17 protein-coding genes are annotated in these 20,505 nt (G+C 45.9%); 4 read left to right on the forward strand and 13 right to left on the reverse strand.

The features are described 5' to 3' along the window. Positions 1 to 104: 104 nt before the first annotated feature. From JGK36_RS25710 to JGK36_RS25735, 6 genes are all read right to left on the reverse strand, one after another. Positions 105 to 779, reverse strand: a complete 675-nt coding sequence (locus JGK36_RS25710; RefSeq protein WP_293197244.1) for an SDR family oxidoreductase — start codon at positions 777 to 779, stop codon at positions 105 to 107. A 164-nt stretch (positions 780 to 943) separates the two neighbouring features. Next, complete coding sequence (locus JGK36_RS25715; RefSeq protein WP_293179678.1) at positions 944 to 1,555, reverse strand: bifunctional 2-polyprenyl-6-hydroxyphenol methylase/3-demethylubiquinol 3-O-methyltransferase UbiG; 612 nt, start codon at positions 1,553 to 1,555, stop codon at positions 944 to 946. A 128-nt stretch (positions 1,556 to 1,683) separates the two neighbouring features. Beyond that, positions 1,684 to 2,751 (reverse strand): biotin synthase BioB, encoded by a 1,068-nt coding sequence (bioB, locus tag JGK36_RS25720; protein ID WP_293179681.1) that lies wholly within the window; start codon positions 2,749 to 2,751, stop codon positions 1,684 to 1,686. Between the two features lie 17 nt (positions 2,752 to 2,768). Then, on the reverse strand, positions 2,769 to 4,076 hold the full coding sequence (gene bioA, locus JGK36_RS25725; protein WP_293179684.1) for an adenosylmethionine--8-amino-7-oxononanoate transaminase: 1,308 nt from the start codon (positions 4,074 to 4,076) through the stop codon (positions 2,769 to 2,771). 129 nt (positions 4,077 to 4,205) lie between these two features. Further along, entirely contained in the window at positions 4,206 to 5,711 is a 1,506-nt protein-coding gene (locus JGK36_RS25730) for an adenylate/guanylate cyclase domain-containing protein (protein WP_293193181.1), read from the reverse strand. Between the two features lie 284 nt (positions 5,712 to 5,995). Beyond that, a complete protein-coding gene (locus JGK36_RS25735; protein ID WP_293179690.1) occupies positions 5,996 to 7,471 on the reverse strand; it encodes an adenylate/guanylate cyclase domain-containing protein in 1,476 nt (491 codons plus the stop codon). A 292-nt stretch (positions 7,472 to 7,763) separates the two neighbouring features. On the opposite strand from JGK36_RS25735, the gene JGK36_RS25740 reads away from it, so the two are divergent. Beyond that, positions 7,764 to 8,513, forward strand: a complete 750-nt coding sequence (locus JGK36_RS25740) for a trans-aconitate 2-methyltransferase (protein ID WP_293197242.1) — start codon at positions 7,764 to 7,766, stop codon at positions 8,511 to 8,513. Between the two features lie 128 nt (positions 8,514 to 8,641). On the opposite strand, the gene JGK36_RS25745 is transcribed toward JGK36_RS25740, so the two are convergent. From JGK36_RS25745 to JGK36_RS25755, 3 genes are all read right to left on the reverse strand, one after another. After that, the gene (locus JGK36_RS25745; protein ID WP_293179696.1) at positions 8,642 to 9,028 is read right to left on the reverse strand and encodes a hypothetical protein; all 387 of its coding nucleotides are present in this window, start codon (positions 9,026 to 9,028) and stop codon (positions 8,642 to 8,644) included. Positions 9,029 to 9,213: 185 nt separating this feature from the next. Then, positions 9,214 to 10,101 carry an ABC transporter permease gene (locus JGK36_RS25750; RefSeq protein ID WP_293179809.1) on the reverse strand — a complete coding sequence of 296 codons (888 nt, stop codon included), beginning with the start codon at positions 10,099 to 10,101 and terminating at the stop codon, positions 9,214 to 9,216. 76 nt (positions 10,102 to 10,177) lie between these two features. Further along, positions 10,178 to 10,936, reverse strand: a complete 759-nt coding sequence (locus JGK36_RS25755; protein WP_293193183.1) for a Uma2 family endonuclease — start codon at positions 10,934 to 10,936, stop codon at positions 10,178 to 10,180. Between the two features lie 211 nt (positions 10,937 to 11,147). On the opposite strand from JGK36_RS25755, the gene JGK36_RS25760 reads away from it, so the two are divergent. Beyond that, a complete protein-coding gene (locus JGK36_RS25760; RefSeq protein WP_293193184.1) occupies positions 11,148 to 11,762 on the forward strand; it encodes a Uma2 family endonuclease in 615 nt (204 codons plus the stop codon). Between the two features lie 106 nt (positions 11,763 to 11,868). Here the strand turns inward: JGK36_RS25760 and JGK36_RS25765 are convergent, their stop codons facing one another. The 4 genes from JGK36_RS25765 to JGK36_RS25780 form a co-directional block, all read right to left on the reverse strand. Next, on the reverse strand, positions 11,869 to 12,204 hold the full coding sequence (locus tag JGK36_RS25765; protein ID WP_293179720.1) for a DUF433 domain-containing protein: 336 nt from the start codon (positions 12,202 to 12,204) through the stop codon (positions 11,869 to 11,871). Between the two features lie 166 nt (positions 12,205 to 12,370). Then, entirely contained in the window at positions 12,371 to 13,393 is a 1,023-nt protein-coding gene (locus tag JGK36_RS25770) for an ATP-binding cassette domain-containing protein (protein ID WP_293193188.1), read from the reverse strand. Positions 13,394 to 14,152: 759 nt separating this feature from the next. Beyond that, on the reverse strand, positions 14,153 to 14,341 hold the full coding sequence (locus JGK36_RS25775) for a hypothetical protein (RefSeq protein WP_015175516.1): 189 nt from the start codon (positions 14,339 to 14,341) through the stop codon (positions 14,153 to 14,155). A gap of 380 nt (positions 14,342 to 14,721) precedes the next feature. Then, entirely contained in the window at positions 14,722 to 15,645 is a 924-nt protein-coding gene (locus JGK36_RS25780) for a histone deacetylase (RefSeq protein WP_293179726.1), read from the reverse strand. Between the two features lie 403 nt (positions 15,646 to 16,048). Between JGK36_RS25780 and gyrA the strand changes: the two genes are divergently transcribed. Further along, on the forward strand, positions 16,049 to 18,760 hold the full coding sequence (gene gyrA, locus JGK36_RS25785) for a DNA gyrase subunit A (protein WP_293179729.1): 2,712 nt from the start codon (positions 16,049 to 16,051) through the stop codon (positions 18,758 to 18,760). Positions 18,761 to 19,043: 283 nt separating this feature from the next. Beyond that, positions 19,044 to 20,339, forward strand: coding sequence for a ribonuclease D (locus tag JGK36_RS25790; protein WP_293193186.1), 1,296 nt, complete (start codon positions 19,044 to 19,046; stop codon positions 20,337 to 20,339). Positions 20,340 to 20,505 lie beyond the last annotated feature (166 nt).

Below are 20,505 nucleotides of genomic sequence, written 5' to 3' on the forward strand. Positions count from 1 at the left end.
TGGGGTGGGCTTCTAGCCTAGCCCGCCCAGAATTTTTTTGAACAGGCAAGATGCCTGTTCCACAAGCAATGAATTATCTTGTGGGGTGGGCTTCTAGCCCGCCCCTAGAAATTTAATACCTCATATTCTAGATTCCCATAAACCATTTGTTTGTCAACTGCCGACAAAACTTTATTATTAGCAGCATCCGAAACTAAACACTGACAAACTAACTGGGCGACATCCGCCCGGTGAATTGTTCCCGCAACTCGACAATCTTCTGTTAACACACCATTGCCCGTCGCAGGTTCCGATTTCAATCCGCCCGGACGAATTACAGTATAAATCATCCCGCTTGCGATTAAATGATTTTCGGCTTTTTCCTTTTCAAGTAATACCGGGCGCAACGTTTCTAAAGCTTGCGGTGGTAAAGCCGCAGCAGTGTTACCGCTACCGATGGATGAAACTAAAATAAATTTTTGTACGCCCGCTTTGACAGCAGCATCAATCAAGTTTTTGTTTCCCAAATAATCGGCTCTTTCCCCATCTTTTGGCAAGCCGCCAATGGTGCTGATTGCGGCATTGATTGGTGCGCCTCCAGCCATCGCAGCTTCCACAGCCGCTGTATCCAAAGCATCGCCTGTCATGACTTTGATGCCCATTGCTTCTAATTCGGTGCGGTGGTTGGGCGATCGCAAAAGTGCAGTTACTTGTATATTTTGTGCTACCAGACATTTGGCGATTTCTAAGCCAACGCCTCGACTAGCACCCGCTAAAAAGATATGCAATTTCTCTGTCATTTTAATCTTGTTTTAAGTTGGGAAGGAGTTAGTTTTTTGACTGTGGGTTATTATACAACAATTCTCGCTTAATTGGTGAGTTTTGTTTTTTTTAACCGCAGAGGGCGCAGAGGGCGCAGAGGAAGAGAGGGGAATGATTCGCAATCGCCAGTATTGCCTTTTGGTTAGATTTTTTTGCCTACGATTACTACCCAAGATTGAGCTTCGCGCGGCAAACCGGGAGGGCGGTAGTAGTGGCTGACAATGGCAAATCCTGCTTGTTCCAAACAAGGTGCTAAAGTTTCGTATTCCCATCCCGCAGTATAGCGTTTTCCTGTCGGTCTCTCGTCGTAGCCTTCCCAATTTCCCCGACACATTGACATGACAATTGCACCGCTAATAACTAAGGTTTTGTGCAAATCTTGCAGCACTTTCACCATGTTGTCGCTGGGAACGTGAATTAGGGAAGCATTGGCAAAAATACCGTCAAATTCAGCCTTTGGTAAGTCGAGTTCAAGAAAAGATTGCTGCAAAACTTCGCAGCCGGATAACTTCTTGGCTATTTGTACAAAAGCTGGAGTTGCATCTAAGCCTACAACGGTATGTCCTTGGCTCTTGAATGCTACTAAATCTCGTCCTGGCCCGCATCCTATATCGAGTATTTTACCGGGGTTGCGGGGCATGGCAGCGGTTAGTGCGGATCGATTTTGGGATACGTCGTGATGCCATGTTCCTTCTCGGAAAGATTCGGCGGTTGTCTGGTATTCTGCGATCGTAATTTCTTCGCGTTTGTCCACAATTCCCCCTCTTGTATGATTTAAAATTGATTCATTCAAAAAGACCGGGCGAATAAAATTCGCGTCTACAAAGACAAAACCCGCCTCCGCGGGTTGAAGAATTGGCGGTAAAAATTAGGTGATCTTCTTTAGTCCGCGGAGGCGGACATCGTTTGTGTAGACGCGGTTTCAACCGCCGTCTTATCTTCGGAAAATTCGATCGCAAATCCCCGATCTTCTGGAGATTCGATCGCAAATCCTGCATCTCGAATCATATCCCAATCTTGATTGGCGCTTTGTCCGGGAGTTGTGAGATAATCGCCCACAAAGATCGAATTAGCAGGGTAAAGTCCCAGAGGTTGCATCGATCGCAAATGCACCTCCCGTCCCCCAGCAATCCGAATTTCTTGGCTGGGAAGCAAAAATCGGAACAAGCAGAGAATCCGCAAACATTGGCGCGGATTTAAGCGATTAACGTCCGCAAAGGGCGTTCCGGGGATTGGAATAAAAAAGTTGACCGGTACGCTCGTAACGCCCAAATTCCGCAGCGACAGCGCCAAATCGATCGCATCGTCATCCGATTCGCCCATCCCCAAAATTCCGCCGGAACAAGTTGTGATTCCGGCTGCTTTGACGTTTTCGACTGTTTCCACGCGATCGCCAAAAGTGTGAGTTGTGCAGATGTCCGTGTGGTACGATTCGGAAGTGTTGAGATTGTGGTTTACGCGATCGACTCCCGCCTTAGCTAAACGGTGAGTTTGCTCCTCGGTCAACAACCCCAAACAAGCACAAATTTTTAGGTTATGATTAGCCTTGACCGTTTCTACAGCATCCAAAACGCGATCGAAAGTAGATGCACTCGGTTGGCGGCCAGAAATCACCAAACAAAACGTACCAGCTTTTAAATCTGCTGCGCGTTGGGCTGCATCCAGAATTTTTTCCTTAGCTAACAGCGGATACTTTTCTATTTCCGCACTCGAAATTTTCGACTGAGAACAATAATGGCAATCTTCAGGACAAAGACCACTTTGAGCGTTTAACAAATAGTGCAACCTGACGCGGTTTCCCCAGTAGTGGTGGCGCACCCGATAAGCTGCGTTTAGTTGTTCCAGCAAAACCTCATCCGGCGCGCGCAATACAGCCAAAGATTGCTCGCGAGAGAGACATTTTCCCGCCAGCGAGTCATCAGCCAAATCGTTCCAATTGGGTAAATTCATTACTAAAATTTAAGGGTTTACAGAGTATCCAAAACCTGACGAATTATCCGATAAATCGATTCGAGTTCATCAGGAGAAATGCAGTAGGGAGGCATCAAGTAAAGCGTATTTCCCAAGGGGCGGAGCAAAAACCCCGCTTCCAGAAATCTGGCTTTCAATACAGGGGCGATGTCATTAAAATAACCGGAAACGCTTTCCGTTTTCACATCCATTGCTGCGATAGTGCCGCAAGTCCGAATCCGTTCGAGTTTAGGATGATCTATCAGCCATTGATTCAGGTATTTGCGGTGCAGTTTTTCCATTCCTTGATAGGCATTTGGGTTTTGCTCCAAAAGCTCCAGGGATGCTACACTCACCGCACAAGCTAAGGGATTTCCGGTATAAGAATGACCGTGATAAAAAGCTTTGTCCGATTCATCTCGCCAAAAAGCTTGATAAATATGCTCCGATGCCATTGTGACAGCAATTGGCAAGCAGCCGCCAGACAATCCCTTAGACAAACACAGGATATCCGGTGCAGTGTCAGATTTAACAGAAGCAAACAGTTCGCCCGTGCGCCCAAAACCAGTCATCACCTCATCGTAAATCAACAATACATTAAACTGGCGGGCCATTTGTGCGATCGCCCGCAAAAACTCAGGGCGACACATTCGCATACCCGCAGAACCTTGCACCAAAGGTTCGATAAAAATTCCCGCATACCCCTTCCCATGCTTCAACAAAGACTCAAGTTTCTCCAAACTCGCCGCCTCCTTGCTTTCCACCTCATCATCGCCATCAAAAGTCGCAGGAAAAGGCACAACATCCCCAGCAAACATTAAAGGCGCAAAAGGTTCCCACCACAGCGAACTTCTACCCGCAGACATCGCGCCCACAGTATCGCCGTGATAACCTCCCTCAAAACCAATAAAGCTAGTGCGGTTAGTTTCTCCGAGATTTAGCCAATATTGAAACGCCATTTTCAGAGCAACTTCAACAGCAGTCGAACCATTATCAGAAAAGAAAATCCGCGTCAAAGAATCAGGCGTATGAGTTATCAACTTGTCAGCAAGTTTCTGTGCAGGTTCGTGAGTAAATCCCGCAAAGATTACGTGTTCTAACTTTTTGGCTTGTTCGTAAAGAGCCTCAGCCAGAACAGGATGGCTGTGCCCGTGAATCGTCACCCACCAACTAGAAATACAGTCAAGAATTAGCCGCCCATCTTCTAATTCCAGCAGCGATCCTTTGCCGCTAATTACCTTCAGCGGCGCCGGAGCAGTTTTCATTTGCGTGAAGGGCTGCCAAATTGGTGAAGTTGAAGAATTATGTTCCTGCTTCGCAGTCATTTTTACCCCTGCCACTAATATCAACCTGCATTTTAAAGCAATTGTAACTCAATTGTGAACCCTTTATCTTCTCTTCTTTCTTCTTCTCTTTTCTTCCTTTCTTCGTGTCCTTTGCGCCTTCGCGGTTCGTTAAAAAAAATCTAGTTTAGTGTTGGGGGGCGGGGGCGCTGAAACGTCTACCGCCAGATCCGGTATTCCCGGGCGATAGTTGAATTTGTCAGTTAAATTTTTTCTGCCAATCAGCAAATAAGTCGTCATTGCTCCTTTTCCTTTAACATTGATTTTACCGCGTTTTTCCAACACATACCGATCGCGCAGCAATTCATAAGTTGAGCCGCTAACCTGAATTTTACCAGGGAGTCCCTGGGATTCCATGCGGCTTGCTGTATTTACAGCATCTCCCCACAAGTCGTAAATAAACTTTTTAGTACCGATGACACCGGCTACCACAGGCCCGCTATTAATTCCAATGCGGATACTGAGAGGTATATCGGATTCGTCGCGAAATTTCATAATTTCTTGCTGCATTTCCATCGCCATTTCGGCAATACATTCTGCATGATTTGTAGATGGAAGTGGCAAACCGCCTGCTACCATATAATTGTCACCGATTGTCTTAATCTTTTCCAAGCCGTATTTCTCGCTTAAGCAATCGAAAGCTGAAAATATTTTGTTCAGCAGTTCGACTAATTCTGCTGGAGACGTGCGAGAGGATATTTCGGTAAAGCCCACAATGTCCGCAAACAGCACCGTCACCTCAGCAAATCCATCTGCGATATTTATCTGACCTTGTTTTAGGCGATCGGCAATCATTTCAGGTAAAATATTTAGCAGTAAACGTTCCGACTTCTCTTGTTCGGCGCGCAATATTTCCTCAGCTTGTTTCCGCTGTGCAATTTCCTTGTAAACTCGTTGAAACATTTGATTGAAGGCGACCATAACTTCTCCCAACTCGTCATCGCGCTTGACAGAGAGAGAGTAGAAATCAGGTTTTTCTCGATCTTTGCTCAAAGCTACTCCCGCAGCGATCAAATCATCGCGCAATCTCAAGATTGGTGCAATTACTGTCACCCCTAAAAACAGCATAGTTACAGAAGTGACAAAGGCTGATATAATAATAACTAAAATAGCAACCCGCCCTATAAATGCGTATAGTTCTGGTTGAACAGTAGAAGCATCATGCCGAACAATTAACGTATAATCTCCTCCCAAATGTCGCTCTGTCCAAGCAATATCGTAGCGCTTGCCATCGAAAGTTTTCTGGCGAATTATACGAGCAAGTTTTAGTTCATCCAAATCAATTTTGGGTGCTTCACCAAGTTGATATATTAGCTGGTCGTCAAATTGGTAAATAGATAGTCCTAATACTACTTGAGAATCCTTAGTAATATTTTTGACTTCTTCTTCAAAGACAGTACGATCGTAAATATCTTGTTTTAGCAAAACCTCTAGAGCCTCAACAGTCGCGTGAGATACCTGTTCCAGTTGATTTAAAAGTTCATTTTCGCGCCGAAAATAAGAGGGAACTAAAATAATTCCCTCTATCACAAGAATACTAGCAAACACCCACAAAGCTATTTGTCTAGACAAGCGAGATTTGAAAAACTCCAAGAATGATAAAATGTGCACTGACATAAAATTTAGTCTTCTGCAAAGGGCTAATTTAGGACATAGGAAAAGAAACTGGGTTTCTTGTAATAAATTTTGGGTTTTTCAATGAAGATAAGACGGCGGTTGAAACCGCGCCTACACAAACGAAGTCCGCCTCCGCGGACTGAAGAAAGAAGATAGCGTAATTTTAACCGCCCGCTCTTCAACCCGCGCACCATCCGGGTTTTATTTGACAAGAAGCGGTTTCAACCGCCCGGTCTTCCGATCCCAAGCGTATTGGCTAGCTCCTTAATAATATAATAAACAAATTAAACCGAAACTACACTAACTAATCGGGATACAAGTAAATAAGTATTCATATCACCCTTGCCTTTGACATGGATAATTCCTCTGTCTTCAAACAGATACTTATTTTGCAAGATATCGTAAGTTGATTTTGTGACTTGAATCGCGCCTGCAATTCCGTGGGATTCCATCCTGGCTGCTGTATTGACGGCATCGCCCCAGAGGTCGTAAATGAATTTTTTGGTACCAATAACTCCCGCAATCGCAGGCCCGGTATTGATGCCGATCCGAATGTTAATTCCTGAATGATGTTTGGCATTAAATTTCGCTAATTCCTCCTGCATATCTAAAGCCATTTCCGCAATGCTTTCGGCGTGGTTGGTGCTGGGAGTTGGCAAACCTCCGACTACCATGTAAGCATCTCCTATTGTTTTGATTTTTTCCAAGCCATACTTTTCTGTCAAATTATCGAAGGCCGAAAAAATTTCGTTGAGAAAAACTAGCAGTTCTTCGGGAGATATTTGCGCTGAAAGCACGGTAAAGCCGACGATATCGGCAAACAAAATAGTGACTTCGGCGAAGCCGTCAGCAATGCTGCTTTGACCGTCTTTTAGCTTGGCAGCAATGGATTCGGGTAAAATATTGAGCAGCAGGCGATCGCTTTTTTCTTGTTCTTTCAACAATTCTACATTAGTTTCTTGCAATTGTGCCGTGCGTTCCCTGACCCGCTGTTCTAATTGTTTAGCATTTTGGCGCAACCTGCTGAGAGCTAAAGTTAATCCTGCGATGCCTAAAGTTGAAAGTCCTGCTAACAGTAAAAACAGGTCTTTCAGTCCGCTTCTAGTTTTTTGAGTAATGGTTTCTAGAGGTTGAGTAATTTCTAATATCCCGCGCACATCTCCCACTTTCCAGTCTTTTTTAGGACTATCGCGGTTAGTGTTGTGACAGTTAACGCAACTAGGAAGGAGACGATCTGCCTGGGCATATCGAAATGCGGGCTTACCGCGAAAATCCTCAGTGCGGAAAAATTGTCCGGTTGGATTTTGCATCAAATAGGTAATAGCTTGACGCTCAAAATCGTCTCGGGCACCACCTTCTTCTCGCCGCCAGGGAAACGGGTAGTCGCTGTAGAGACGAACTGATACTTCGGGATTTTTGTTGGTAATCTGGTTGCCGAGTTCTATTAAGAAGGTGGCAGGTACGGGAACTGTTACTTTTGTTGATATTGGGTTGTAGTCGTGGGTAAAGTTAATCGCTTTCTTCGTGTTGAGAGGACTGATAACATCAGAACTGTAAAGGGTGCGGGCTTCTTTAATAGCTTGGGCGTAAAGTGTAGCATTTTGGAGGGCTTGCGCTTGTATTAGGGTAGATGAAAGACGAGACATATTTGCCATCGCTACTCCTACGCCTACACAAAATAAAATTGTCATCAGAAGCAGAATTCGCTTGTAAATTAATTGGTTGATGGCAGCCAGACTGCGAGAAATCAATTTGTCCATGCTATCCTCAAATGTGAGGTTCGATATTGATTTAATTTTATGCACTACTAACATAACACTGCTTTTTCAGAGTGTTTTGCTGTAAAGCAAGACTCGATAGTGCAAGGGATGGTTAATTCTTGTTTACCGCGAGTGTTTCCCTTGTCCGTAACAGTACGCATAACTTTATATATTTTTTAATCTAAATGAAATAAAATATCGGTAAGCACACGGCGCCGTGCCGTTTCCCTACTTCATGCACTTTTTGCTCTATTTCGGTTAGGATGACGATTGTAGTCTCTAATTGGCGATCGTGAATTCTGACTCTACTGTCTCACCTGCACGCAATGAAATTTTTCCGGGAGAAGTTTTTGTCAACACTGCGGATTTTGATACGGGCATTCGGCGACTTTTACCTAAATATGACGAAATGCTGGATGTATTAGTTGGCTGCATTGCTAGCAACAACCACCGCATTTTAGAACTCGGCTGCGGTACGGGGGAACTGAGTTTAAAAGTTCTGCAATGCTACCCGTCTGCGGAAATATTTGCTGTGGATTATTCGCCGCGAATGCTTGATTTTGCCCGCACCAAAATAGAGTCGGCCGGATACGCAGCGCGGTGGACTGGCATAGAATTGGATTTTGGAGAATGGGCGAACAATCCAAATGTTTTAGGTTTGGGGGATAAGTTTAATGCTGCTATTTCATCTCTGGCAATTCACCATCTTGAGGACGAAATGAAGTTGAAGTTGTTTCAACGGATTCGCGAAAGTTTAAATGCTGGTGGCTGTTTTTGGAATGCCGATCCTGTTTTGGCAGAATCAGCAGTAATGAAGGATATTTATCAAGCGGCGCGAGAAGATTGGGCGCTAAGTCAGGGGGAAACTTTAGCCACAATTCGTGCTGGTGTGGGGACGAGTGTGTCTTACGGCTATTCTAATCCCGATCGCCTAGCGACAGTTGCGGCACAGTTGGAAATGCTGGCAAATGCTGGATTTGAGACTGTGGCAGTTCCTTGGAAATACTACGGTATGGCGGTGTTTGGGGGGTTTGTTAGTTAAAGCAAATTGGGCGATTGAAATCGCTGTCGCGAGTCAAACAAAGCAGATTGGGGGATTGAAATCGCTGTCGCAAGTCAAACGAAGTCCGCCTTCGCGGACTAGGAAATGAGCAAACAACAGTTGTAAATTTAAGGGGCGGGGGCAGTAATTTCTGTAGGTGCCGCCCCCGGTGCAGGTGCTGCTTGTTTTTCCAGCATTTGGCGCTGTTTGTTGCGAAAATCGGCGGCGGCGTCGTTCAAATTTTGGCGCTGTTCAGTATTGAATTCTTCGATGCTGCGGCCACCTCCGAGTCTGGATCTGTGAATTAAATCAAATATTCCGCCTCCGGTGCTGCGGCCGGAAAAAGGGTCGGTGTTGTCTTTAGTTTGAAAGTCTTGCAGCGGTTGGGGGTTGTTATTATTTAAACCGCTGGCTTGAGCGAAGGTTGCTTGAGGTGACAAAAGAGCACTGGTGGCGATCGCACTTGCAGCAATCCGCACCATCAATTTGCCTGATTTAGAAGTTTTGTTGTTCATGATTTATTCGTTGTACTTTCAAAAAAACAATTGCTAAGAAGACCGGGCGGTTGAAACCGCGTCTATACATACAAAACCCGCCTCCGCGGGTTGAAGAAGACCAGCCAGTTGAAATTACGTTATTTTTTTCAGTCGGCGTCCGGCGGACTTGGTTTTTGTAGACGCGGTTTCAACCGCCGTGCGATCTAAGCAAACCGGCGCCGCAGCAGGGGTTGAATGCTGAGGAGCGCCACCAAATCAAACGCCAGCAGGACTAATAGCGCTCCTCCAAAGGTAACTGTACCCCAAGGAGCTTGCATTACGACGCTAGCTAGCGACCAATCGCTGTGGAGGTACAAATAGCGGATGGGTTCGATCGCATAACTGAGAGGATTGAGAGTGACGACAACTTGCAGCCAGTCTGGCATAAACGACAGCGGCGCGAGGGCGGTGCTGGCAAATAATAGCGGCAAGTTAGTAACAAAAATTACCGCAATCAATTCTACGTGACCGGGAAGGGCGAAGGCTAAACCTAGACTCAAACCGGTGACGCCCAAAACTAATAGTAGGACTATGAGGGCGATCGCGCCCAGTCCAGCAAGTCCGGGGAATCCCGAACCCAAAAAGGCTCCCGCCGTAACGATTGTGCCTGTTTGGATAAAGCTGAGGGTGACGATAAAAATCGCCGAAGCGAGGACTATGGAAAATCTCGAAGCCAGGGGCGCGACTAACAGGCGGTTGAGAAATCCGAATTCGCGATCGAACATAATCGGTAAACCGGCATTCAGCGCGCCTGCAAATGCAGTAAAAACTATTACGCCTGCGCCAAGAAATTGTCCGTAATTCTGGCTTTCGCCGAACAAGCCGGCTGGTGCATTTTTAAACAGAGCTCCGAATAAAACCAACCACATCAGCGGCTGAATAATTCCTGCAACTAGGGTGGAGGGGCGGCGCTGCAATTGAATAAACAGGCGCTTGGTTAAGGCTAGTGTTTCTTGGATGAAGTCGGCCAGCAGGGAACTCGAAGTGTCAGCGGATGGCGTGGTGAGTGGCCGCTGCTGGTTGAGGTTGGGGGATGTAACAGTACCGCTCATAATTGCTTGTGGATTAAATTTAACTATCTTTAGGGTAGCAAGTCTGGAGGGATTGGTGTTGGGCGGGCGATCGGCCTTACAATTGTTGAGGGTCAATGCCTTTTTCTCGCAGCAATTCTATTAAAGCTTGATAGCGTTGCTGTTCCTGTTGTCGCAGAGTACGTTCTGCTTCTAGCTGTTGTTGAGCGAGTTGTTTTTCTTGCTGAGCAAGTTCTTTTTCTTGCTGTTCGCGATCGGCCCGTTGGCTTTCCTGTTCTCGAAGTTGATCTAATTCTACAGAAGTGAGGAATTTGCGATCGTCTGGGCGGTAAATTTCCAGGGTTTCTGGTGTGAGTTGAAACCGTATACCCAAGCGGGGGCTGACCCAACCGTTGATTTCTGGGATTTCTTCTAGGCGATCGCCCACTCGTTGAGAACCTGTAAATTCTAAGGTATCTGGGTCATAAATATAATATTCTTCAACTCCGTAGTTTTGATAGAAGAATAGTTTTCTGAGCATTTCTGTGCTGGTATTTCCAGGAGATAATATTTCAAAAACCACTTGAGGTGGAATATTATCTTCTTCCCATTGTTTGTAAGATCCCCTGTCTCCTTTTGGTCTACCAAAGACTGCTAATATATCAGGTGCTTTGCGAGTTTTGTTATCGTCTTCGACGGGATACCAGAGTAAGTCGCCGGCAATAAATACGTCAGCGCAAGTCGCGAATAAGATTTCTAGGTTTTCCTTGATTGTGACAATCCAGCGGAATTGTTTGGTGTTGTCTGCCATTGGTTGACCGTCGCTGTCGGGATAGATGATTTGTTGTGTTGTTTGTGGGACGAGTTGTTGAACCATGCCGTTCACCTTTTGGCTGCAATAGTTTTAATTATATCCTCATGTTAAAATGGTTGCAGAATAGTCTTAAATATCTACAGTCCTAAACGCACTCCGATTAAAGAAACCGGGTTTTTTACCGAATTTACGGTGTATAACGCATCTTTCGGGAAAAAAACCCGGTTTCTGGGCCACCATCCTAAGTCCTAATCTACCTAAATGAGAGAAAACCATGACCGCAATTCGTACCCAACCTAAGCAGATGCTCAGTTTCGAGCAATTTGTAAAGCAACTTCCCGATGAAGAAGGCCGCTATGAACTTGTCAATGGAGAAATTGTGAGAATATTACCAATAAGACTGCACGAGGATCTTGCCTATTTCCTTGTCAAACAGTTTGATAAAGAAATCGATCGCGTCCCCCTCAATTACAGGGTGTCTGGCAGATTCATGGTGAGGACTTTAACCTCAAATGGTAGAGAACAAGGTCGCCATCCTGATGTTAGTGTAATAAATAAAACTCTCTGGGAATCACAGCCTTTTGCCTACTCAGCCATAACTGAACCGCTGCAATTAGTTGTAGAAGTTGTATCGACCAATTGGGAAGATGATTATATCGATAAGCTGGATGAATATCAGCGTCTGGGAATTTCGGAATACTGGATTGTCGATTATTTAGCTTTGGGAAGTCGCGATTATTTAGGTAATCCGAAAGTTCCTACAGTTTTTGTTTACTTGCTTGATGAAAATGGGGTTTATCAAATGACGGCTTTTCGAGGAAATGAGCGAATTATTTCCCGAACTTTCCCAGAATTAGCGCTGACAGCAGAGCAAGTATTGGATGTATAGCAGTTGACAGTTGACAGTTGACAGTTGACAGTAGCTGTAGGGTGCGTCGCCATCAAAAATCCTCAAAAAGATCGACAATCTCACAGCGACGCACCTTACAAAATAGTTAACCCTCAAGATTTTTTTGGGCTAACAAACGCGATCGCACAACGGTCAAATCGGGTTGAATATCCAACAAACGCTGATGAACGGAATCTGCTAATTGTTCGCGATAATTGAGATAAGCTTCTACTGTTTCTTGGTGTCGGAGATAATAGCCGATCGCACTATAGACATCAGACAATGACACAGTAGAATAACGCTGCACAATGGATTCCGGCGATGCACCATCTTGAAAAGCTCGAATCACCAATTCCAGCAAAACTCTTGAGTTTCCCACCCGAATAGCACCTGTTGCATCTTCTCGGAAAGGAGGTGCTTCAACTTCTAAAACAAGATTCATCTATTAATATCTCCCAAAATTACTATCGTATTCAACCGTCGAATCATCTTAAATAGGACTAAGGCCAAAGAAACCCGGTTTCTTTACAGATTTCTCGTCACCCAACCAGATTTTCCTGAGAAACCGGGTTTCTGACCCCGCACCCATAATAACCACCTAAACTAAACTACGATCGCATTGCCTGTTTTTGTTCAGCCTTCAAATCCCGATTGCTAGCAGCAGCCAACTCCGCATCCAACAGCGTTTTACCAGTCGCCGCCAAATACACATCATCCAAACTCGGACGAGATTGAGCAATCCCAAAAGTAGGAAGTCCCGCATCTTTCAAGGCTTGCTGAATTGTCACCAGCGCGTCGCTGTGCGGTGTTACTACCAAATTTAGAGAATTTCCTTGGGCGCTGTTGATAATTACTTCTTGGACGAAAGGCAGAGATTCCATTAAAGCTTGGGCTTTTTCGGCTTCTTCCAGTGGCGAAAACTCCCGAATCCGCAAAGTCACCCGATCGCCCCCAACGCGATTTTTCAACTCCTCCGGCGTCCCCTGTGCAATCACCGTACCCTTGTCAATAATCGCCACGCGATCGGCTAAAGCATCGACTTCTTCGAGATAATGGCTGGTAATCAACACCGTCGTACCTTCCTCCCGCAAGCGGCGCAGGAAATCCCACACTACCACCCGACTCTCAATATCTAGCCCGACAGTCGGTTCGTCTAACACCAAAACATCCGGCTGGTGAAGCAATCCAGCAGCTAAGTCGAGGCGCTTGCGAATACCGCCGGAATAGGTACCCGTTTTTTTATTTTCCCATTCCTCCAAACCGAGGAGTTTCACCATTTCGTCAATCCGCCCTTTAATAGTCTTGCGCGGCAAATGGTAAAGCGCCGCTTGCAATTGCAGGAGTTCGCGCCCTGTCAACACCTTATCGAGAGCGACTTCTTGGGCGACGTAGCCGAGTTTCTGTCTGGCCATTCTCGGCTGGCTGACTGCTGAAATGCCTGACACTTCAATACGTCCGCTATCAGGGGCACTCAAGGTACATAGTACCCGCAGGGTTGTGGTTTTGCCTGCACCGTTGGGGCCTAGCAAACCAAATATTTCCCCCGGTTCTACCTTGAAGGAAACATCTTTAACGGCTTCTACAGTGCCGTAGCGTTTCTGAAGATTTTCAATTAAAACGGCGGGAGCCATATATTTTAAGGATGAACTGGTTGTTAATATTTTGACACTTCTGGGCTTAATTTGCCGGAATGGGCGATCGCACGTTCCGACTTCCTGTGCTTGTGGCGATCGCACATTCCGACTCAACGCGAAACTGCTGATTGTTTTGATTTTTGATAACGGTTTAAAATTTTTGCACTTGATAGCGCTTCCTAATCCCGATCGCCCTCACTCTTTCCTAATCTCAAATATAAAATTTTCTAGCAACCGCGCTCGACGGTTCAGATATTCTTAATGACTGAAAACCTTACGTTCGATTGCTTCTACCTTCTACCCTCTTCTTTCTTCCTTCTTCCTTCTTCCTTCTACCTTCTACCCTCTTCTTTCTTCCTTCTTCCTTCTTCCTTCTTCCTTCTTCCTTCTTCTGTTACCTCCAAACAAGTATGAGTTTTGAGTTAATTCTAACTTGGAAGTTAGCAACTCAAAACTCACATTTTTTAAACAAGTAGAGATGCACCCGAAACCTGTTATTTTATAAATATCTCTACTTCTAGGCGGATGTCGATCGCAATTAGAATCATTAACACCGCTCTCCAAACATTAAACTGTCGCTTAAAAACACGGAAAACTTCCCTAAGTGGCAAGTTCTAATTTTATCCAGTTTGCAAAAGAATGTAACTGTAGGCCCATGTTCTATACCCCGATAATCATCAGTCATTACCAATTCTTTAAGCGAAAATTGAAAAGGCTATGAACTTCTTTCTCGCTCGGGGGTTGGGTGCTGGGTCTTTAATCGACAATTTTCACCCAACCGCGACGCACATTGTACAGCAGTCGGTTGATGATGGCATACTCATCTTCATTCAGGGTTCTTTCTAAGAGTGCGGATCTTAGCTGTCTCCGGTCGTGGCGAGTCACGACACTAGAGAACATGACCTGACCAAATAATTCTTCGAGTGTCATTTGGGAAACGGACATGATAAACCTCCTAGTTGATTGAGAGATATTAAAATATTACAGGCTGATCGTAGTCCTATTATGCTCTGTCCGATCGCCGATTCCTGCGATCGAAAACATTGACACGGTGTGATTTTTAGGCTAAAAATTTGTGACTGAGACTTAGACGCTCAGTGACTCGGATCTTTTAAATTCGTGATGCTTGTCACAGATGTTGACAGTTGACAGTTGACAGTTGACAGTTGACAGTTGATCGAGGGCAGAAGGCAGAGGGGAGAGGTTCGAGGAGAGAAGGCCGATCGGGCGATCGACAAATCTGAGCTTGGACGATCGCCCGCCATTGCTGTCAATCCCCTCCTAATCCCTTCTCAACCTCCTAATCCCGTCTGCCAATTTTGCAGCTAATTGAGGCACCGGTCAATAGTCGCTACAACCGACTCGGCCAACTCTTGCAGCGCGTAACCGCCCTCCAAACCGAAGGCTATGCGGCGAGTGATTTGTAGGCAATATCCCGTGAAAGTACCGAAATCTGACGGCGCCAGATTCATGCTGGCCAGCGGATCCGAGGCTATTGCGTCGTAACCGGCGCTGACAATCAACAAATCTGGTTCAAAATTTGACAAAAACGGTACGACAAGAGATTCAAAGGCGCTCAGGTATTCAGCTATGCCGCCACCCGGATACAGGGGAATATTCAGCACATTGTTGTAAGCACCTTGCTCGTCAGCATCTCCGGTTCCTGGATAGCAGGGAGATTGGTGCAGGGAACAGTAGGCGATTTGCCTGCTGTTTTCCACCAAAGATTGAGTGCCGTTGCCGTGGTGCACGTCCCAGTCTAGGATGGCGACGCGGTTGATTCCCGGCTGTTCCAAGGCATAGCGAGCTGCGATCGCAGCGTTGGAAAACAAGCAAAATCCCATCGCACGGCTGTTTTCGGCGTGGTGTCCCGGCGGTCTGGCGATCGTAAAAGCCGGTTCGTTGGTTGCTAAAACTCGATCGACCCCATCGAGCCAAGCACTCGCCGCCAGCAGCGCTACGTCGTAACTTTCAGCAGAAATCGGCGTGTCACCGTCGAGGTAGCCACCTCCACGATGAGCCAAATGTTCGACTTCTTTGATGTATCTTGGCGCGTGAACTTTTTTGATCGCCGAGAGCAGTTCTGGTTCGCGCTGCGCCACTGGGGTGGGGAGTTGCCACTCAATGCGATCGGCCCAGGGAGCAGCTTTCAGAGCATTGACGATCGCCGTCAAACGTTCTGGTCGCTCTGGGTGAAGCATTCCAGTCTTGTGCAGCAAAAAATCTTCGGAATAGATGACGGGTAGCATCAGCAGATTTTAGATTTTAGATTTTAGATTTTAGATTTTAGATTTTTAGTTTGCTTTAAGAAGGCCTTCGGTTTTGTGAAATTAAAATTGCGATCGGGCCACCATTTTAATTTTTTATATAGCCCTCAAAAAAACTCACCAAAGCATGAAACCAGACCGCCTAAAAAAACCTTTTTAGATTTTGCCAATTGATGACTAAATCACCAACTGTCAATTTACAAATTTCCCTTGTTTCGTCCCTTAATTTTTCTGGCAACTTTCCCATAAAGTTAAGGGCAAATTGTGATATAATTTTAGGAGTAATTTGCAATATTTGGCAGCTCAACTGAATCCAAATCGATTTTATCGCATTTTGGGGATTTATAGCGGTCAAATTTAAAGTTTTAGCGGAGTTTTTCAACCTATGAGTATCTCTGAGTCGCGGATAATCCCGACGGATCTGGGGGGTGAGATGTCCCGATCGTACTTGGAATACGCCATGAGCGTAATAGTCGGTCGGGCGCTACCAGATGCTAGGGACGGTCTCAAGCCCGTTCACCGACGCATTCTCTACGCCATGAACGAATTGGGCTTGACTCCCGATCGACCATTCCGCAAATGCGCCCGCGTCGTCGGGGAGGTGCTGGGCAAGTATCACCCGCACGGAGATACAGCAGTTTACGACGCCCTGGTGCGGATGGCTCAAGATTTCTCCATGCGCGAACGCCTGATCAACGGCCACGGCAACTTCGGCTCCGTTGACAACGACCCGCCCGCTGCCATGCGGTACACCGAATGTCGCCTCACAGCCCTGACGAGCGACTCCATGCTGCGCGACATCGACTGCGAAACAGTTGATTTCGGCGACAACTTCGACGGTTCCCAACAAGAACCCCTCGTACTCCCCGCACGCATCCCCCAAATTTTGCTCAACGGTTCCTCCGGGATCGCCGTAGGGATGGCCACCAACATTCCGCCGCACAACTTGGGCGAAATAATTGACGGTTTGGTAGCGCTAATCCACAATCCAGGCCTTACTGACCTGGAATTGATGCAGTACATTCCCGGCCCGGACTTTCCCACCGGCGGGCAAATTCTCGGCAGAGGCGGCATTCGCGATGCTTACACCACCGGGCGCGGCTCGATTACAATGCGCGGAGTCGCCGGCATTGAAACCATCGAACACGCCGGCCGCCCCGACAAAGAAGCAATTATTATCACCGAATTGCCTTACCAAACAAACAAGGCAGCGTTAATTGAGAAAATTGCCGAACTGGTAAACGACAAAAGATTAGATGGGATTTCCGACATTCGCGACGAAAGCGATAGAGACGGAATGCGGATCGTGATCGAACTCAAACGCGACGCCTATCCCCGCGTCGTCCTCAACAACCTCTACAAACAAACACCGCTCCAATCAAATTTTGGAGCCAATATGTTAGCGCTAGTAAACGGGGAACCCCAACTACTGACGCTCTCACAATTCCTCAATGTCTTCCTAGACTTCCGCATTGAGACAATTACTCGCCGGACTCAATACGAACTCCGCAAAGCAGAAGAACGCGACCATCTCCTGCAAGGCTTATTAATTGCCCTAGACAATTTAGATGCCATTATTCACCTAATTCGTGCCGCTGCCGACTCCGCCGCTGCCAAACAAGAATTGATCGAGAATTACGGTCTTTCCGAACAGCAATCCGACGCAATTCTGCAAATGCAGCTTCGGCGTTTGACAGCATTGGAAGCACAAAAAATTCAGCAAGAACACGAAGAACTGCGAATAAAAATCACCGATTTGGAAGATATCTTGGCGCGCCGGGAACGGATCTTAGAAATCGCTGAAGTTGAAGCAGTCGAAATTCAAACTAAAATCGCCACTCCCAGACGCAGCGTCATCGAACACGCCGAAGGAGAAATCGATGAAAGAGATTTAATTGCCAACGAACAAGCAATTATTCTGATCACAGAGCAAGGCTACATCAAGCGGATGCCTGTCAGCACTTTCGAGGCCCAAAGTCGCGCTACTCGTGGCAAAGCAGGCGCGAAAATGAAGGAAGATGACGGAGTAGAACATTTCCTTTCCTGTTGCGATCACGACAGCGTTTTGTTCTTTAGCGACAGAGGCGTAGTTTACTCTCTCAAAGCTTATCAAATTCCCGTCTGTTCCCGGACGGCGCGCGGCACTCCCGTGGTGCAACTGTTGCCGATTCCTATAGAAGAAAAAATCACTTCTATGGTGTCAGTTACAGAATTCACCAGCGAAGAATACTTGGTGATGCTAACTCGCGGCGGCTACATCAAGAAAACTGCACTTTCAGCTTTTGCGAACATCCGCACTAATGGGTTAATCGCGATTTCTCTAGAAGAAGGCGACCAATTGCGCTGGGTGCGGAGAGCAAAAGTTGGTGACAGCATCATCATCGGTACGCGCCAAGGTATGGCGATTCACTTCCGCACCAATCACGAGCAGTTGCGTCCGGTTGGCCGGGCGACTCGGGGTGTGAAATCAATGAAATTGCGATCGGGCGATGAGTTGATCAGCATGGACATCTTGCCAAGTTCCATTGTTGCCGAAATTGCTGACACAGAAGATTCAGAATTGGAAGGAACAGATATTGCTCCGTTAGAAACGGGCGACTCGGAATTTGAAGGAGTAGAAATTGCTGAATTGGAAACGGGCGATGTGGAATTGGAAGACGAAGAATTAGAACTGGAAGCTGAGGAAATTGAAGGCGAAGATGCCGAAGAAATTCCCACAGTTAATAGCGAAGTTCCTTCGGTGTTGGTAATCACAACTAACGGCTACGGTAAGCGAGTTCCTGTTTCTCAATTCCGCCTACAAAGACGGGCAGGCAAGGGATTAACTGCTACCAAATTCAAGTCGAAAAAGGGCAAGGATCAGGTAGCTGCGCTGCGAATTGTCAACGAAGATGACGAATTGATGATTATTACCAACCGAGGTATTATTATCCGTCAAGCTGTGAGTGCAATTTCCACGCAATCCCGGACTGCAACGGGCGTGCGGGTGCAGCGCTTGGATGAGGATGATTCGATCGTAGCTGTGGCTTTGGTGCCGGCTTCGGGTGAAGAGTCGATCGAAGAAGCGCTATCTGAGGAAGCAGCAGAAGAGTCCTAGGTTAATGGTTTGTAGGGTGCGCTGCGGTGCACCCTTACTGCTTTTTAAGGTTAAGGTATGTAGTTGCGCTTCAGCGCTCTTTCCTGGTATCAGGAAAGAGGGCTAAAGCCCAACAACGTACCTAATTTGTATGATGACAATCAAACAGCAGACCGCTATTACGTTTGACGTTAAGTTAACACTAATGTGCAATTCCATGTCCGGCACTTCAATCATTGACAATTGACACGATAATTGCTATAGCATAATATAAGCATAAAGTTAATAGTAAAAGTCTGTAAAAATGCCTTATTTAACAGCAGCAAACGACATCAAAGCACTCATCGCTAAATTTTCGCAAGCTAAAATCCTGTGGGTTGACACAGAAATAGCAGACTATAAATCGAACCCCAGATTATCTCTAATTCAAGTGTTAGCTGACTCCACCGATGCGACAGGAGATGCCACGTTTCTACTAGATGTCTTAGATCAACCTGAATTGGCAAAAGACTTCATCAACCAAATCATGGTCAATCCAGATATTGAAAAAGTCTTCCACAGCGCCAGCTATGACATCAGATTTCTGGGTAATGACGACGCCAAAAATGTCACTTGTACATTAAAAATGTCGAGACAGATTCCAGCTTATATCCTGCCCTTACCCAACCGACAACTCAAAACATTAATCGAAATACTTTGCGGCATTACTTATGTAGATAAAACAGAACAAAGCGGCGATTGGGGAAAGCGTCCCCTGACCCAGAAGCAGCTAGAATATGCCAAGATAGACGCAGTTTATTTAGCTAAAGTGCATCAGCGCCTGCTAGAAATTATTGCCCAATCTTACCCCGAACCCGCAACGGAAAACTTGATATCCTTGGGGAAAAAATATCAGCAAATAGAATCTCAGTGGAAACCGCTTGATTCAGAAATAGCTGAAGTCAAAGAACGATTTAAAGCAGGAATGATGGCGCAAAAGCTCAAAGATAGCTCTTGTTTTCAGCTTTCCAGTTCGATAACTATGAAAGTTGATTTTATGACGCTGGCGAGACTGACACAAACTCAGCAAATTGATTTAAATTTTCCGGTGACACTGACGAAAGAAATTCAAAAACAGTTAGGTGAACTTATTACTCATCCATCTTTGCAAGTTGAGGATATTGCTAGTTGGCGGTTGAATTCTAATGTACAGCAGCGGCGAAAATCTACTGCTAAGAAAATTGTGCCGGAACCCGAGAGTGAAGATTTAACGGCATTGGGGAAAAGGTATCAAGAAATTTTCCCTGAATGGAAGTTGCTGGATTCGGAAGTTGAGCATCTGAAAGAACGGATTAAAAAAGCAATGTTGGTGCAAAATAAGAGCAATACTCCTGATTTTAAGTTATCTAGTTCTTCGATTTTGAAGGTAGATTTTGCTAGCTTGGCTAAAGTTGTGCAATCTGCGGGAGTTGAATTGGATTTTATGGTGACTCTGACTCAATACATCCAAAAGCAGTTGGGGGATGCGATTAACACAATTGATGTGCAGATTGAGTATATTACCAGTTGGCGGATGACGGCTAAGACTGTGGAAGATGAAGATGAGGAAATCCCGTTTTAAGTAATATCTTGGGTATGTTGTTGCGCTTCAGCGCTCTTTATCTTATGTATGAAAGAGCGCTGAAGCACAACTACGTACCTAAAAAATAATCCCGCAAAGGTATGTTGTTGCGCTTCAGCGCTCTTTATCTTATGTATGAAAGAGCGCTGAAGCGCAACTACGTACC

Source organism: Microcoleus sp. PH2017_35_SFW_U_B, from assembly GCF_020737865.1.
GTDB lineage: Bacteria > Cyanobacteriota > Cyanobacteriia > Cyanobacteriales > Microcoleaceae > Microcoleus.